Source organism: Cerasibacillus sp. JNUCC 74 (assembly GCF_053667775.1).
Genome location: NZ_CM132207.1, coordinates 3,607,678 through 3,623,174 on the forward strand (window position 1 = coordinate 3,607,678; position 15,497 = coordinate 3,623,174).

Genomic DNA, 15,497 nt, shown 5'->3' on the forward strand with positions numbered 1-15,497 from the left:
AAATTATGTGGATCTTATGAAAGAGCTTGTTTCTTTTTACATGAAGTATTTGATGTATTATTTATGATATACTCTTGTTATATTAGGAGGTGAATTATATGAAACAGAAAGAAAAAATATTAACGACACTTGAACAAATCAACGATAAATTGGATGAGCAAGGCAGAAAATTAGATGAAGACAACTTAAAACTGGATGAGCACGGAAAAAGATTCGAGGAACAACAATCTATTCTAGTTGCCCTTCGTTCCGGACAGGAACATCTAAAAGCAGAAATTGATGGAATGCGTATGGACAATGCTAAAGAATTCGATCATATAAAAAAAGAGCTGAACAATGTAAACTTGAATTTTTCAGTCCTCCGTGATGACGTTTGGGCAAATAAAAAAGTCTTCACCAAACAAAAATCATTTATTCCGCATTTTAACCTTTCTTTACGTACTCTTCACAGACAACAACCGCTCTAAAAGCTTTTTTCAACAAAAGAGCTTACCAGAATATCGTTCTTTTCCAGTAAGCTCTATTATAATTTTCACAACACACTATTCCGTCTTTTATAAATATTTTCTTTCAATTTTATTTCATGTATCCTTCAAGACAATCTACAATCTCTGCTCACTAAGTTTGCATTTCTTTCCCTTGCACTTTCTTTTTGTAATTCACAGAGATAATACCCATTGCTACCAAAACGAGTGCACTAATAATAAAGATCGTTAGTTTTTCCTCAGGAATAAAGACTGCTGATAACACTGCGCCAGAAACAGGTGTTAAAAATTTATACATGCTAATTTCCCCAGCTTTGTTATATTTTAAAATAGAGTACCACAAAGCAAAAGCAGCTGCCGATAATACTGCTGAATAAATAAATAACCACCAACCCAAAGTCGTAAAAGTCATTGCATGATCACTCAGCTGAGGCACCCCTACGATTAACATTATTCCGGATCCAATAGTTAATTGCCATCCAGTGAGAGCAAATGGGTGGATACCAACTGCTAGTTCCTTTGCCATAATGGTACCGATAGCCCCTGTTAGTCCTGATAAAATCATGTACCCCTCACCGGTTAACTGGAAGCTGAGCTGTAGTTCCTGTCCCCAATTAGCCACAATAATTCCGGTAAATCCTGCTACTAAGCCAATTGCTTTGTTCCAATTCAAGCGGTCATTTGTATAGAAAAAATGCGCTAGTACAACGGTAAAAAACGTTCCACTAGATATTAAAATTGCTCCTTGCATACCGGAAACATTGGCCAATCCATTATAAAAAAAGAAATATTGTAATCCTGTTTGGATGAACCCAAATATGGTAAGAAAAAACAGTTGTCGTTTTGTTACCATTAAGTACTTTCGATTTACTATTAGTAAACCGACTAGGATCATGATTCCAGCTAGCAAAAATCTCATTCCTGCTAACACAATTTTAGCAATTGTATCATCTGCAGCCATTTGCAATTCCTCATAGCTCACTTTTAACACAGGAAATGCACTGCCCCATAAAATGGAGCAGAAAACAGCTATGCCTACGACAACCCATTTATTTTTTAAAACCTGATTCACTTCATGTCATCTCCCATGCTGTGTTCTTCACTAATTGCTAGTTTAAACGAACGCTTTTTTGTTTCTAAGAACATACTTATACACTAAGGAGTATTCTATCATGTCTTAGTAAAATAATCATATACTAGAATTCAGACAGAGATGTATTTTACAAGAGAAATGCAATTGTAAATTGAGAATGTTGCAACTTGACACAAAGTCTCTTTGAGCAGAAATATTAACGAAGAAGCCAACTATAAACAGAATTTAAAAAGGATAGCATGCTCATTTTTCCGTACATGTTACAATGAGTTAAATATCTTGCAATACTCTCACTTAGTTAATGTATTACTTTTTCATGCTCGTGGATAAGAAAGAGTAAGGTCTGTACATGCACCTAAAGAACGCTTTCATATTGGCTGAACAATAGACGCCTTATGTAAGCTAGAGGAGGCGCGTTTCAGTTTCCATATGTAAAGATCGGTTACTATTACAAAAACTTGGCTTGTCGCCACGTCTTTATGGTGAAAGCTATCCTTTTTCCTATACTATAGAGCCTAAAGTTTTATATTTTCCTATAGTATAAAAAAGTTAATGGAGAGGATTTACAAAGTTATCGTTATTGCAATACTTGTATTTCTTTATGGTAGGTTAATCGGAAAATTAATCTGCCATTCTTGCTTATCTGTTATGGATAGAGAAATCATTCAGTGGGATTTTCTATGCCCCACTGATGACAAATTAATAGTGCACTGTTATACAATTATTTCCAGCACATAAACTGAAGTCTTCCAGTATCGGGCTAACGAAACAAAATTCTTTATCTATAATTGCAAAAATTCGTTTAAGCATATGCTATAAAACACTCGGCTCTTATTAATTAATAGAAGCGTAGTTCAAATTACTCGTCACTGTTTTATTAGCTCGACAAAATGAGCAATTATCCTTGCAGTTAGTCCCCAAATCACCTTTCCTTTATAGTAATAAAATAATTCATCTGCTGCTCGCACACTCCATTCATATTTTTTCCCACCTTGAATATGTTCATATGGAAAATTAACTTCAGGAATGACTTTAAAATTCACCTTATATGCTTCAGGCTTTGTTTCTAGGAAAAATTGTAAAGGGACTGTGAATACCTCATCTACTTCTGCACGATTTGGTACAATTTTTTCTGGATGATGAAGCACTCCAACAAATGGAAATATGATTCTTCCAAAATCAGATACAATATAATCTAGTGGAACAACATCACTTATATTCGTAATATCTACACCTATTTCCTCTGATGTTTCCCGTAACGCACAATGCAGTTCACTTTCGTCATCTTTTTCTACTCTCCCGCCCGGAAAACAAATATCGCCAGGCTGATTGCGCATTTTTAATGAGCGTACTTCGAATAACAAGTGCGTTTCATTTTTAATTTCTACCATAGGAATAAATATACCAAATTCTCGAAAGTGTTCACGTCCTAAAATAGTTGGCTTACGATCCCTTAATTTTGCTATTACCTTAGTCGCATTCACCTTATCACCTCCGACGACATAACCAGCCACAATCTATTATATCGTTGTCATCTCCAATTGAACAATATTCACATATTAAATCCATTTATGCCTATTATATATAGAACTGTTTAATAAAGTGAATCTTCAATCCGTGTTTTTTCTTTTATCCTCCACTTATCCTCCTAGTGTTCATCTCGTAGTGTTGAAGTGGAGATCTTAACTACCAGTTACATGCAGGAGAAAATTATTAAGCAAGCTGTCGATATTTCCCGGGAAATGAATAAGACTTTTGACAAATATCGCCCAAGTGACTTAAGTTAAAGGAAATGGAATATTAATTTATTACTTATCTTTATTTAAAGAAGGACAATGATGAAGTAAACCTCCAGTTAGTGAAGCTCTTTTCTTCCACTAAATCAATTGAGCATGAGGTGCCGTAATATCCATCACTTTAACTTTTAACCGATTTAAGGTGGTGTTACGGCACCTTTTATACTAGATAGTCTATAACTGCTATTAGGATTAATTCTTCATTTTACTTGGCAACCAGAGATAGATATAATTAAAATATTTAACTTTCCTTTAATGTGATTAAGCAAATAAAGGTTACCGCAATAAAAACCCGATCTCCATTATTAAGTGAATCTTCAATAGTGGAATTTTTCTCTGTCCCCCACTGACTGTTAGAACGAACAGAATCGAGCATTTGGCTTGCAAGTTTGATTCCTCGACTATACTCTCCCAGGGTTCATTTCGTAGCATGGAAGTGGGATCTTTACTGTAAGTTACATGCTGGATAAAAGTTCCCCATCCGTCTACTTTTTTGTCTATAGCTTATAAAAAAGCGACCAGTTAACCTGAAATGTTAACTGGTCGCTACGGGTTAATTCATTTCAATTTCTTCAACAACCCTTTCTACAATCATTGCACTTTTCTTGGCTGTAAGATCTCCGCCACCTGTGGTAAATACATTTTGTTTCAGAATTTCATCCATTGCGGCATTAATTTTCGATGGATTAGCTGGTTCTATTGGATTGTCAATCGAATAAGTAACTACTTTTCCTTCCTCATTCGTAAACTTTAATTCTAGCCTTTTCACATTATCCCTCCTTCTCCATATGTTTCTAAACGTATTATTAAACAATACTCGAAGTGTCTTTACGTTCAATTTTCTTTAATGAATGTTGTTGCAATCCTGCAAGCACTTGTGCAACAGCGTAAAGCTGATCAGGGGTAGCATCGATTTTAATATTGTTAAAGCTCTTGGCTTTTACTAGCGGCTTCCCTGATCCTTCATCCAATCCGCTATTAAACTCCAAACGTAATGATGAATCTGTAATTGTTGCCAAAGCCATTTGATCACCTCCTTCTGACCTAACATTCGAATGTAGCATCAAAAAGGTGGCAAAAAGAACTCCTATTATAATTTAAAATACGTATTATCAAAGTGAAAAAAGCAAAACAAATTGTTGCTTTGTCTTTTTGCATTTTATCCATTTATGCACTGTGGATTTTTTGTTCATCTAAATCAGGTGCTCAGTGACTAGCAAACTTCGATCTTCTTCCTACGATAAGTAGTCAATCTCGTCGAATCTAAAGAAAGTGCGACTGAAAGCGGGCTAGTCGCTCAGGCGTCGGCCCTCCCTGTTTTAGAGGCATGTTTTTCTTTATCCTGGATGTAAGAAGCCTTATTTTTCTTATGTCAAAAATCTGCTTATGATGCTGCGATGAGAAAAACGGCTTCTAAATCCCGATTCGTTACGGTCGGCAGGACAAGAAAAGACTACGACAGCGACACATTGCACGACGAAAAAGTGATTTTCTTTTTCTAGGAAGTAGAAGCTTCTTAAATAAACATCGCGGTTTTCAAGGAAGAAAGCGCTCCATGAATGAAGTTTTCACTTTATTTCGTTAAAAGTTCTCCCAGTTTGTACATTGCTAAATGTGTGCCCGTACCTAAAAATGTTTAACTTAATATAAGCCCATTAGTAAATAAAGATATCCATATAGGAAAATAAGAGAATATATTAGTAAATTAAACATCTCAACGGATTAGTCGGCCCATAGAATCATAAATACCTATTAGCTTAGGCTTGGAAGAGATTCCTTCTACAACAGCAATTTGAGCATTTGTAACAAAAATTTGGGTACGAAATGCATAAAGGGCAGTATCTCCAACTTCTACATTATCCGTAGCCAACTTCCCATAATAATCAATATTGGTCGGATCATTTTCAATAATCCTAACTTCTCTTAAGTTATCTTTGCTTGTCCCTACGAGCGCGTTTTTCATATGTGAGCGGGGGTAAAATCCTCCTCCAAATACGTATCCATGATTGTTATAAATATGAGAAACTTCGGTCACATAAACTATTGCTGGTTTCTCAGCTAATTCTTTTGAGGCATGAAGTGGTGTTGTTCCCGTTAGTGCATGTCCTGGCTCCCCTTGTGTTGCCCCGTTTTTTTTCAATATATCCATTGTTGCAACAGATGTACCACTGGGCATATTCATTTCCAGATTGGTATGTCCATTAGCCATTAAGAATTCCTTGGCTTTTTGCATTGACGTAACATTTGCAGTAACCATAGGAACATCATTTTCAATTATTATACAAGGAAAACTTGTTAATCCTGCTAGTTCAATCCCTTCTAAATGTTCTATCCTTTTGAAGTCTTCGGCTAATTGAGCTAACGTAAATCCGCCTTCCTGCCCATTAAAAACAAAATCGCCTTTATTAGCTATACGCAAAAATATTTTTTGTTTTATTCCTTTTTGCGATGCTATATCACTAATATTTTTGGCATTTTCATAGCTGAAAACTGTAACAAATTCAGGGGAAAGGTCTAATATTTGTGATATTATTTGTTTTGGTATTTGTACTAAATGACCAACATGTCCTAATTTAACTGACGTTTTGCTTAGTGTAATTGCTTCCCAAGGATCAACAGCAACTGCTTTTTTAATTCCAGCTTCAACAATCGCTTCTGTCACTACAGGATTACGACCAATTTGTTTTGTCATTAAGAGTAGTTCAATATCCTGTTTTTTGGCTTCTTTAATTAAAGCTACTGCATTTTTTCGTATCATATCTAAATCAAGTACATACGTATTTGGGGAGATACTTCCTTGTTGATGAAGTTCTAATGAGACATCTATTAATTTTCTGTTGTATTTTTTTACAGCTTCTAAAAACATAATTGTATCCCCTCTCTACATGTCTTGTAATAACGGAAGAAAAGATGTTCCATTTTCTGTTTTGTTTAATCCCAGATAATTTGCTGCAGTTGCAGCAATATCAGATAATGTTGTTCTTTCACCAATACGAACTGGTGAGAATTGCTTATTATAAACCAACAAGTAAGTTTTCTCCCTCGTATGCTGACTATGACCAATGGTAGGATCATTGCCATGATCAGCACTTAACATTAATAGGTCCTCTTCTCTCATATTCTGTAGTATATCTGATAAATATCGATCCACTATTTCAATACGATCAGCATATCGTTCTGGGTTTTGTGCATGCCCTGCTAAGTCGGTTTCCTGAACTGTTGCAGCAATAACGCCATGATTTAAACTGTTCATTTCATGTAGAATATCTTTCATTACTTGTTCGGTATCCACACCAGGAAACTTCTTTGCTTTTTCACAATAAATGACATCTTGCATCTTTCCGACGAGAGATACTTCGAGACCCGATGTTGTTGCTAATGTTGGCAACTGATATTCTGGTGAAATACCAAACCCTAAGTGTCGGACTTGATACCCCTGGTTATATACCTTAGATTTAGGAGAATTCACTCCTACTAAACCATCTTTCCTTCTTTCTACTGAGTTTTGTAATTCTTCAGCAGTAACATTTTCACCTCCTAAAGCGATCACTCGATTTACTCTTACATGATCACGTACACATTTACCAACTTTTAGCACTTCCTCAAACGTGATATAGTCTAAAGGGGCACTTACATTATATATTTGTCCATAATCGGTTTCAATATTATCCGCTACAATTACAAGATGATTAACCAACAAATAAGGCAAATCAGGATTTGGTATAGTTACCGTGTAGCCTGCTTGTTCGAGTGCAGCTTTTACGTGGTTCATGTTTTTAATAAATGGAGCTAAATAGGCTTTCTTTGGTTTAGTTCCCATAATTTCGTTATGCCCCTCGAAACTATCCGCCCCATGGTGCATCAGTCTTAAAACACCGAAGCTTGCTATATTAGACACATTGTTTAGATTTGGGTGATGTAAAATCTTATTTATACCTAGTCTTTGAAAGGTGGGTATTTTTATAGAAGGCACTTTGTCGATTATATGTTTAAACGTATTTGCACCTACATCTTGAGGATGATAATATTTTGCATCCTCCATATATCCTACACCCAAACTATCTAATATGATGATGATGACTCTTCTTTCCATGATGATATCCTTCTTTCCTTTTATCTTTCTAAGGCTCGCTCAATTGAACTCTTCAATATTCTAATGATTGTTTCGGAACCGCTGCGCAGAGGATTAATTCGTATCATGCTATTTTCAAGCGATGGATTAGCCGCTAAAAAAGTTCCTGACACACGATAAAACATCGGTGCAAATTCATATCTTGACTCTGCACCTACTGGATTAGGAGTGGCTCCAAACTCATTCGCATATAAAAGAACTTTTTTTGCAATTGGTTTAGAAAACTCAACCAAAATCACTTTTGATTGTGCGTTTACCAAGTAAGCATTTTTCACTCCTTTTACAGCTCCACTATTAAGGAATAGCAGTAATTGTTCATTAACTTTTGCCTGTATAGCTAACATAACAGGAGCATAGACAAGACCTCTTAAAGCCTCAAGCGCTTCATACCCTTGTACTTGACTGCCTCCAGAATAATTTACCTGTTCAATTTTATTAATTAATTCCTTTTTCCCTAGAACTAATCCAACCCCTTCTGGTCCCATTAATTTAAATAATGAAAATGTTGATAAATCAGCTCCAGCCTGTACTCCAATTTGTTTCACCTTCATGGCAGCGTAGTTATCATCCGTAATAATGGTTAGATTTGGACTTAGCGATTGGATGATTTGGATAACTTCAGACAAATCATAATGATCATCTATTATCTGTCTCGTGTGCTGAATTAAAACACCCTTTAAATTTGGAGTTTGTAAAATAATACGATTTAGTTCCTTGGAGTCATGGAAATCAACGTATACAAGTTCAATCCCCATCATTTCTAAGGTAGTTTTACTTGTTGGATAGATTGGCGCATCATGAACAAGCAGTCGATCACCAGCCTTTAAAAAAGAGAAAAATCCCATTCTCAATGCACCAGTACCTGCTCCACGTACTAATACTGCTCGCTCTGCATTAAAAAAATCTGCTAATGTTTCTTCTACTTTTTTTGTAAAAGTTGGTTTATTGATACCTTTTGTAACCCCTAAATCGCCTAATGTAAGCAATTCATCTCCACGAAAATGTCTAGTAACTACATCTATTAATGTAAATTGTCTTTGCTGGGCTTCATCAATTGAAATATTCTCTAAAGGAAAAGTTTGCATTTCAGCTTACCCCCTCATAAATATAGCTGGATTTTTAACGAGCATTCTCTCAATACTTTCCTCCGTAATGCCATACTTTTGTAAAAGAGGCACAAAAGTATCTAATAAATAGGAATAGCCTAAACCACCTTTATATTCTAAATGGGATTTTCTTGTAATATCCATGGATAAAAACACTTGTTCTATATATCCTTCATCCTGTATTTTTTTTAACATCTTTGCACGAACACTATCAGGCATATAATTTTCCTTTCCAACTGTATCAAACTCTACATTGACACCTTCTCTTAACATGTTTAAGACATAATCTGCATCACCAGTTAAATCAACATGCCCTATAATGACGCGACTTAAATCGACGTGATGTTTCTTAAAGAATTCAACCTGTTCATGACCCAGTGTTCCAATTGAAGTATGAGTTGTTATTGGTTTTTTTGTTTCTTTATGAGCAATTACAGCTGCTTCAAACACTCTTTTTTCTGCTTCTGTCCATTTGTTATAACTAGTACCTATTTCTCCAATTATTTCTGCTTTCATCTTCGTCCCCTTAATTCCTTCATCGATCTCCTTCATCATTCTTTTCGCAAGTTGTTCCCTTGTTTCTCGAAATACTAAAATGGGATAGAATGCCTCTTGATAGAACCCAGTAGAAAATATGATATTTATTCCACTTGCTTTGGAAACTTTTTGTACATATGGGATATTCCTTCCCATTCCAAAATTAGTCACATCAATAATATTTCTAACTCCCTTTTGGTATAGCTTTTTAAACTCTCTAACCGTTTCCGGAAATACATCTAAATGACAATCTTCATTATTTTTTACTTCTGACAAATCAATCGTCGTATGCTCATGCATATAAGTAATACCGCTTTCTAACAAAAAAATTACCTTCTTTCTTCTTGGAGTAATATCTCTCCAACTAGTTTTATTTAATTGGAGAGATTGATTGACGAATATAGATTTACCACAAGCCAACTAAATGTAGAATATTTACTAAAATACCTAATAGAATTACTGCTATCGGACCAACAGCTAACTCAACAAGTGGCTTTTTGGAGATACGATTGATTAAATAGAAACCAATCACCCAGAAAAACCCGATCCCAGGAGCAATTTTTTCACCTGCCATCGCACTACCAATTAAAATAGCGATCCCAAGAACATCTGTAAGAGACGTACGAATATGCTCTCCCATTTCACGAATACCAGGTAGTTTATCCATTCCCTTTGAAACTGCTGATAGAGAAATTACCTCTACATACATTACAAGCGCTCCCAATACAAATGCCAAAATCGGAATATCTCTAAAAATAAGACCAACCGCAAAAATAAGTGTAGTTCCTGCTAATCCATAAACCCCGGTAACAATAGCAGTAGAAAATACTAGAGGTATAAAACCTATTGCTCTAGCAAACGTAGTAATAGCTGCCTCTGTTATCTTTCCATCATTAATTAACGCTTGAGGCATTGCATCAACTGCTAGAATCAACATTGCCGAGGCCAAAGCAACAAGACCTCCCATTAAAGCTAATAACCATCGATTTTTCCGAATCCGATTGACACGTTCTTCAAAAATATTTACTAAATCTGCATTTGTTGTTTCTTCATCGTCTTTAATTCGTGATGCTAAGTAAACCATCATTAGCATACCTACTAATAGAGAAATGCCTTCAGGACTTAGAGAAACGTCATAGCCTGCTAAAGTAAATGTTCCGTATTTTGCTAAAAGCAAGTAAGAAGCCAATGTTATAAGGGCAGTCACAGCAGCTTTCTTTAAACCGTGTTGATACCCAACTGCAACCGCCGGAAATACTGTAAACGCAATAATAATCGGATTGCCAATAAGACTTAAGGAATCCAAGAAGTTAACAGGCAACTGATTAAATATATCAACTACGAATTGTAGTCCTAAAACGATGCCAATACTATAGACAGCACCAATAATACCCGCAAGGGCCATTCCTATTTTATTGTAAGGAGTCCAAATACCAATTATGTCACATGCTAGTAAAATGCTGTGCCCGATAATAATTGTAGCCCCTATAGAAAGTGGGATACCAAAACCGATGATTAAACCAAAGCTTAATGCAAAACTAGTTGCTGCAAGTTCCCCCCTTGTAATTCTTCCTTCTAAATACTCAGGCATAATGGGACGAAGACCATCGTTAAATACTGCAACACCACGATTCACAAGTATAGAACCTAATGCACCTAGAGCAGCTATGACAATAATTTGAATCAGATTAAAGTCCATATTCTCTACCTCTTCTTTCTATTCCTTATTTAATAGTGCAGGGATTAATATATTTAAAACATTTGTTGTAGATGGAGCAGTAAAACCAAATGCAATTTTACCTTCATTTACTTGTTTACAAATATCTTCTTCCTTCATTATGGAAGTTGGTGAAGCTAACGAAACACATCTGTCTTTACCTAATAATGCAATTGCCATGGCTAACGCTCCACCTGAACCAGTTTCACAGGCGCCGATATAGTAATCCGCCTTATTATTCTTTAAATCCATAACAGCATTTAGATCGGTTTTTACCGTCACTTCAAGATTGCTTCCCCCCAATTCTTTAACCTGTTTTTCAATTGCCTGCTTATTCAGCTGTCCACCAATAACAATCTTTAACATCTTAAAAACCTCCTAATTATTTATTTGATTCTATTACTCGATGAAGGTGAAGGTAAAAATAGTTTCTTTCTTCGTTTGGTAACTTTTTATTTATTTGTGAGTTAACATAGGTGATAATCTCATCGATGGCTTCTTTATGTGGCATTGTATCTATTTCCTTAAGTATTGCTGCTGGAGGTCCTTCAATTTGTTCCCCCCTTTCCATTCTTGTTAAAGCCATACACAAATGCGTCCAGAACATCTCAGAATCTTGTATGATCTTTACATTAAATTTCTTTGTTAAAAAGTCGTATGTGCTTAAAGTTATATCAGATGCATTTTGTATAATGACTTGATTAGTTAGCAAAATATTTAATTTCTCCTGGATTTCTAACCTTTCCACCACACCAACCTCCAATGTACAGTATTTAGTATTTTGAATTTAAAAATTAAACTTTTAATAGCTTGGTATTTTTATACCTTTTTCAACCTCTTTTTGTATGTTTAATATTTGGCTAGTTTCAACCAAAGGCCATTTTTCGATAATTTCCTTTTCTCTATCACCATCAATTACAATCACTGCTTCTGAAGTATCTTTTGATATCTCTATCGCTTTTGGTGATTGAAAGCTTGTTGATCTAAACGTTTGACTCATTTTACTTTCGTCTGCATTCCAAATGGTAGCATCAATTTGGAGAGACATTAACATATCAAATAATTGCATATAATTGGTATTAACATATTCCACATTTCTATGTTCAAATTCTGCAAATGTCAACTTCATTTGGTCTGGAGATTCCATATCAACGCCAATTTTCATTCCATCCTGAACCTTACTTTGGTTTGGATCAGCCAAAAAAATTTTATGAGTAGAAACGTAACTATTAGCACCAAATTCCTTGAAGACTTTTAGATTAGAATATTTAGATAGTACGCTTTTTGCTGTCAATTTTGAAACAATCGCAAAATCACTTCTTTTAGTTCGCACAGTCTCTATTCGATTTAAACCGCCTCTCATGTACATTAAGTTTACTTTCTTTCCTGCTGATTCAAACACTTCTACTAAGCCTGTAGCTAAACCTTCATATTTTCTAGAGTATGGCAGTGGCATTGACCCAGCTAAAGGTGCAATTCCTGCAATCTCTAGTAATAAATCATTATCTTTATTTGTTAAGAATGTACCAAGATGACCTCGAGCTTCTAACTTAATTGCTCTTAATTCTTCTAATAAACTAAGTGCACTCTGTACAGTTCCTCTACCTATTGATAATTTTTTACTATAATCAGAAACTCGCGGTATTTTATTTCCTGTTTCTAATTGTATTAACTCCTTGGCAATATTTTTAGCAGTTAGCCCATTTTTAGAGTAAAACTTTTCCCACATTATTATCATCCTTAAATCAATATACTATATTTTGTATAATTATATTATAACGTTTTCATTTATCTTTGCAACCGTTTATATGATAATTTTAATTATTTATTTCTTCAAAACCATCGGTTAGTAAAATGTAAATCTGTCAACTTCTTTTCCTGATGTAAAAAAATACCTTTTCCAAACAGCGGGAAGTGAAATGCTTCTTCTAATTTTTTGGCAAAAACAATGCTTTTTAGCATTTTCAAAACCTTTTTTAGCAATGATTAATAAACCAGTTGCCAAGTTATTTGTTGGAACCGTAATAGCAGTTGTTTGATAAATATTTGCAGAGCGCACTAAATATTTTCCACTATTCTCAGTAATTTTTTCGCCTACTTTTCCAAAATTCCGAGCTATTGTTTCTCCGTATCCAAAAACATCTATAGGCCCTTCACAGGTTATAATTAATTCCTGCTTATTTTTTTCTAGAATGCCCTGAATTAACTTCATTCCAATTTTTCGATCTTCTATTCCGGTCATATCTACTTCTCTACAATCGAACAGTCTTTGATCAATTTTTGACAGCAATGCATTACTTTGTCATTCATATCCACTTACTGGGCAATTTACTGTACTTTTCTTTGGGATTACTATGCTTAACTTTTCGACCATATTTCCAGTAAGCTTTTTGGCTGTTATAACCCCCCATTATGTTATTCAGCATAGATATGTTCTTTGCAATAACGCCCACACTCGCATTAAATTCAATTCCATCTGTTGAAATGCTTTTGTTCTTCGTAAATAAAGTGAAACTTCATTCAGTTGGAGTTTTTTTTCATCTCCTACTGAATGTTAGTACCGCAAGGGTATGACCTAAAGGCCCTTAAACGAATCGAGCATTTAGGTGCCGTAAGAATCCCACTTCAAGACCTGAGTTGATACAACAGGGTCTAAGTGGGAGATAACGGCACCTTACATGCAAGCCCAGCTCCTATTACAGAAGGCAATTGACAGCTCATAGGTGCAAGAACCACCGCCATCTGTTCCTATGGCAAAGTCGTTTAATCCTCTTAAAATATTTATCGGACTACCACTAGTAGATCCTGTCATTTCTCTGTAGGTTATAGGGTTATTCAAATCAGGATCAATAGCTCTTCCAAGATGGGCTGCTTTATCTATTGTTAAGAACACCATTTGTGATTTTCAGAGTTAATCTAACCAACACTTGCTTTGGTATTTAATTTGTGTCTTTAATTCCGTAAAACAATAATGGATGTTTATCCTTTACGCGTAATTTTAAAGATGGGTTTAACGTAACAACGGATCTGCCTATTTCTCTCTCAGCTAAAATCATTCTTTTCTTAATTGTCACTACATAACCTTCCAATCCTATTTGATTCTTAATCCAAAATACAAAATATAGTATATGTACATATTGTAACGTTTTCAAAAAATCTTCAAGTTACGTTTTACTATTTCGCATAAATGTAAATCTGCTCTATATTATGTATAATAACAATACTTCCTAGCAGATTCATACATATTCTGGATATTATTGCATAATTGTCTTATGCAAACTTCATAATAAGTATAATTATATATCTAGCCTTACAACAATGTAACCTAATTGTAATTTACGTTCGACAAATATAGTAGTAAAATAGTGAATAGTTAGGTTTTTAATGAGGTGTATTTATGTCGAAAAACCGTGAAAATATATATAGAGTGAGGAATCATAAGAAAAAAAAGCGTAAAAAACGCTTGCTTTTTTTAATCATTCCATTATCCCTTCTTTTAATTGGGGCTGCTTCCTATGGAATTTATGTATATAACACTGCTCAAGAAGCAGCTGATGATTCTTATGAAGGAATAGGAAGAAATGGTGAAAAATCTAAATTAAGAGACGAAGCAGTCACTCCTATTGAGGATAATGTTTCTGTCCTTATCATCGGCGTAGACGACACCGTAAAACGTGATTTTAAAGGGAAAAGTCGATCTGATGCACTAATGCTTGCCACCTTTAACAAACAACAGAAAGATGTAAATATTTTAAGTATCCCTAGAGATTCGTATGTAAATGTACCCGACTATGGTTTTACAAAGATTAACCATGCCTACTTTTATGGCGGACCAAAAAAAACAATAGAAACAGTTGAAAACTTTTTAAATGTACCTGTTGATTATTATGTACGTCTGAATTTTGAAGCTTTTATTGAAATTATTGATACAATTGGCGGAATTCAATATGATGTACCGTTTGCGATAAATGAATTGGATTCTAACGATAATCCAAATGCCGTCCAATTAAATCCCGGATATCAGACATTAAATGGCGAAGAAGCATTAGCATTAGCTAGAACAAGAAAGTACGATAGCAAAGAAGCTGCCACAGCTTCTTCGATATTAAAAGTAGATGAACTAATTAAAGCTGTTGGTGATAACATGAGCACCAATTTATCCTTCAATGAAATGAAAAGCTTCATTAGTTATGGTTTAAATAACAGTTTGGCAATAAACACGATAAATTTAGAAGGAACAGGAACCAAATTAAATGACGGATTATGGTATTATCAGGTAGACGAACAAAGTAGGAGTGCAGCGGAGAATCAATTAAGAGATCACCTTAATTTTCAAACAACCACTCCTAATGGGCAAGAATATACGCAAGAAACTAGTGAAAATTTGTAATTTCATATTAGAAAAACCTGGCTTTCCGCCAAGTCTTTATGGCGAAAGCTATCGTTTTTCTTATACTATAAAACCTAAAGTTTTATAGTATAAGAAAAAAATTATCTAAATTTCACCATAAAATGTATGATATTGTCTAAATATAAAAGTCAACCCTAGACAAGCGGTTAAACCTATAAAATTACGGTTTTCTATTCCTTCGTTTTCCTAGACATTTCTTAAATCTGCAGATATGTTATTT

Annotated in this window: 16 protein-coding genes; 2 read left to right on the top strand and 14 right to left on the bottom strand. The window is 34.7% G+C overall.

Annotated features, from left to right (window positions below; all coding sequences use genetic code 11):
- The first annotated feature begins 98 nt into the window (after positions 1–98).
- Positions 99–467 carry a hypothetical protein gene (locus JNUCC74_RS16095; RefSeq protein WP_077318428.1) on the top strand — a complete coding sequence of 123 codons (369 nt, stop codon included), beginning with the start codon at positions 99–101 and terminating at the stop codon, positions 465–467.
- 151 nt (positions 468–618) lie between these two features.
- Here the strand turns inward: JNUCC74_RS16095 and JNUCC74_RS16100 are convergent, their stop codons facing one another.
- The 14 genes from JNUCC74_RS16100 to JNUCC74_RS16165 all read right to left on the bottom strand — a co-directional run bounded on the left by JNUCC74_RS16100 (position 619) and on the right by JNUCC74_RS16165 (position 13,940).
- On the bottom strand, positions 619–1,557 hold the full coding sequence (locus JNUCC74_RS16100; protein WP_077318429.1) for a DMT family transporter: 939 nt from the start codon (positions 1,555–1,557) through the stop codon (positions 619–621).
- Positions 1,558–2,444: 887 nt separating this feature from the next.
- On the bottom strand, positions 2,445–3,062 hold the full coding sequence (locus JNUCC74_RS16105) for an NUDIX hydrolase (RefSeq protein ID WP_077318430.1): 618 nt from the start codon (positions 3,060–3,062) through the stop codon (positions 2,445–2,447).
- An 865-nt stretch (positions 3,063–3,927) separates the two neighbouring features.
- Positions 3,928–4,143 (bottom strand): DUF2922 domain-containing protein, encoded by a 216-nt coding sequence (locus JNUCC74_RS16110; RefSeq protein WP_077318431.1) that lies wholly within the window; start codon positions 4,141–4,143, stop codon positions 3,928–3,930.
- A 37-nt stretch (positions 4,144–4,180) separates the two neighbouring features.
- Positions 4,181–4,399 (bottom strand): DUF1659 domain-containing protein, encoded by a 219-nt coding sequence (locus JNUCC74_RS16115; protein ID WP_077318432.1) that lies wholly within the window; start codon positions 4,397–4,399, stop codon positions 4,181–4,183.
- Positions 4,400–5,088: 689 nt separating this feature from the next.
- On the bottom strand, positions 5,089–6,240 hold the full coding sequence (locus tag JNUCC74_RS16120; RefSeq protein ID WP_077318433.1) for a YhfX family PLP-dependent enzyme: 1,152 nt from the start codon (positions 6,238–6,240) through the stop codon (positions 5,089–5,091).
- Between the two features lie 15 nt (positions 6,241–6,255).
- Positions 6,256–7,467 carry a phosphopentomutase gene (locus JNUCC74_RS16125; RefSeq protein WP_077318434.1) on the bottom strand — a complete coding sequence of 404 codons (1,212 nt, stop codon included), beginning with the start codon at positions 7,465–7,467 and terminating at the stop codon, positions 6,256–6,258.
- Between the two features lie 20 nt (positions 7,468–7,487).
- Entirely contained in the window at positions 7,488–8,591 is a 1,104-nt protein-coding gene (locus JNUCC74_RS16130; RefSeq protein WP_077318435.1) for an aminotransferase class V-fold PLP-dependent enzyme, read from the bottom strand.
- A 6-nt stretch (positions 8,592–8,597) separates the two neighbouring features.
- Positions 8,598–9,473 (bottom strand): phosphotriesterase family protein, encoded by an 876-nt coding sequence (locus JNUCC74_RS16135; RefSeq protein WP_077318436.1) that lies wholly within the window; start codon positions 9,471–9,473, stop codon positions 8,598–8,600.
- Between the two features lie 82 nt (positions 9,474–9,555).
- Positions 9,556–10,848 (bottom strand): YhfT family protein, encoded by a 1,293-nt coding sequence (locus JNUCC74_RS16140; protein ID WP_077318437.1) that lies wholly within the window; start codon positions 10,846–10,848, stop codon positions 9,556–9,558.
- Positions 10,849–10,866: 18 nt separating this feature from the next.
- Positions 10,867–11,232: a DUF2620 domain-containing protein gene (locus JNUCC74_RS16145; RefSeq protein WP_077318438.1), complete on the bottom strand. Its 366-nt coding sequence runs from the start codon at positions 11,230–11,232 to the stop codon at positions 10,867–10,869.
- 16 nt (positions 11,233–11,248) lie between these two features.
- On the bottom strand, positions 11,249–11,614 hold the full coding sequence (locus JNUCC74_RS16150) for a PRD domain-containing protein (RefSeq protein ID WP_077318439.1): 366 nt from the start codon (positions 11,612–11,614) through the stop codon (positions 11,249–11,251).
- A 54-nt stretch (positions 11,615–11,668) separates the two neighbouring features.
- A complete protein-coding gene (gene yhfZ / locus JNUCC74_RS16155) occupies positions 11,669–12,595 on the bottom strand; it encodes a GntR family transcriptional regulator YhfZ (RefSeq protein ID WP_454066112.1) in 927 nt (308 codons plus the stop codon).
- A gap of 117 nt (positions 12,596–12,712) precedes the next feature.
- Complete coding sequence (locus JNUCC74_RS16160; protein WP_077318441.1) at positions 12,713–13,108, bottom strand: hypothetical protein; 396 nt, start codon at positions 13,106–13,108, stop codon at positions 12,713–12,715.
- Positions 13,109–13,805: 697 nt separating this feature from the next.
- Complete coding sequence (locus JNUCC74_RS16165) at positions 13,806–13,940, bottom strand: hypothetical protein (protein ID WP_281250249.1); 135 nt, start codon at positions 13,938–13,940, stop codon at positions 13,806–13,808.
- Between the two features lie 323 nt (positions 13,941–14,263).
- Between JNUCC74_RS16165 and JNUCC74_RS16170 the strand changes: the two genes are divergently transcribed.
- The gene (locus tag JNUCC74_RS16170) at positions 14,264–15,256 is read left to right on the top strand and encodes an LCP family protein (protein ID WP_077318442.1); all 993 of its coding nucleotides are present in this window, start codon (positions 14,264–14,266) and stop codon (positions 15,254–15,256) included.
- The last annotated feature ends 241 nt before the right edge of the window (positions 15,257–15,497 follow it).

Excerpts from the sequence above, each read along its gene's own strand:
- JNUCC74_RS16095 (WP_077318428.1), top strand. The coding sequence starts at position 99 with ATGAAACAGAAAGAAAAAATATTAACGACACTTGAACAAATCAACGAT.
- JNUCC74_RS16170 (WP_077318442.1), top strand. The coding sequence starts at position 14,264 with ATGTCGAAAAACCGTGAAAATATATATAGAGTGAGGAATCATAAGAAA.
- yhfZ (WP_454066112.1), bottom strand. The coding sequence starts at position 12,595 with ATGTGGGAAAAGTTTTACTCTAAAAATGGGCTAACTGCTAAAAATATT.
- JNUCC74_RS16120 (WP_077318433.1), bottom strand. The coding sequence starts at position 6,240 with ATGTTTTTAGAAGCTGTAAAAAAATACAACAGAAAATTAATAGATGTC.
- JNUCC74_RS16130 (WP_077318435.1), bottom strand. The coding sequence starts at position 8,591 with ATGCAAACTTTTCCTTTAGAGAATATTTCAATTGATGAAGCCCAGCAA.
- JNUCC74_RS16115 (WP_077318432.1), bottom strand. The coding sequence starts at position 4,399 with ATGGCTTTGGCAACAATTACAGATTCATCATTACGTTTGGAGTTTAAT.
- JNUCC74_RS16140 (WP_077318437.1), bottom strand. The coding sequence starts at position 10,848 with ATGGACTTTAATCTGATTCAAATTATTGTCATAGCTGCTCTAGGTGCA.
- JNUCC74_RS16160 (WP_077318441.1), bottom strand. The coding sequence starts at position 13,108 with ATGACCGGAATAGAAGATCGAAAAATTGGAATGAAGTTAATTCAGGGC.
- JNUCC74_RS16125 (WP_077318434.1), bottom strand. The coding sequence starts at position 7,467 with ATGGAAAGAAGAGTCATCATCATCATATTAGATAGTTTGGGTGTAGGA.
- JNUCC74_RS16145 (WP_077318438.1), bottom strand. The coding sequence starts at position 11,232 with ATGTTAAAGATTGTTATTGGTGGACAGCTGAATAAGCAGGCAATTGAA.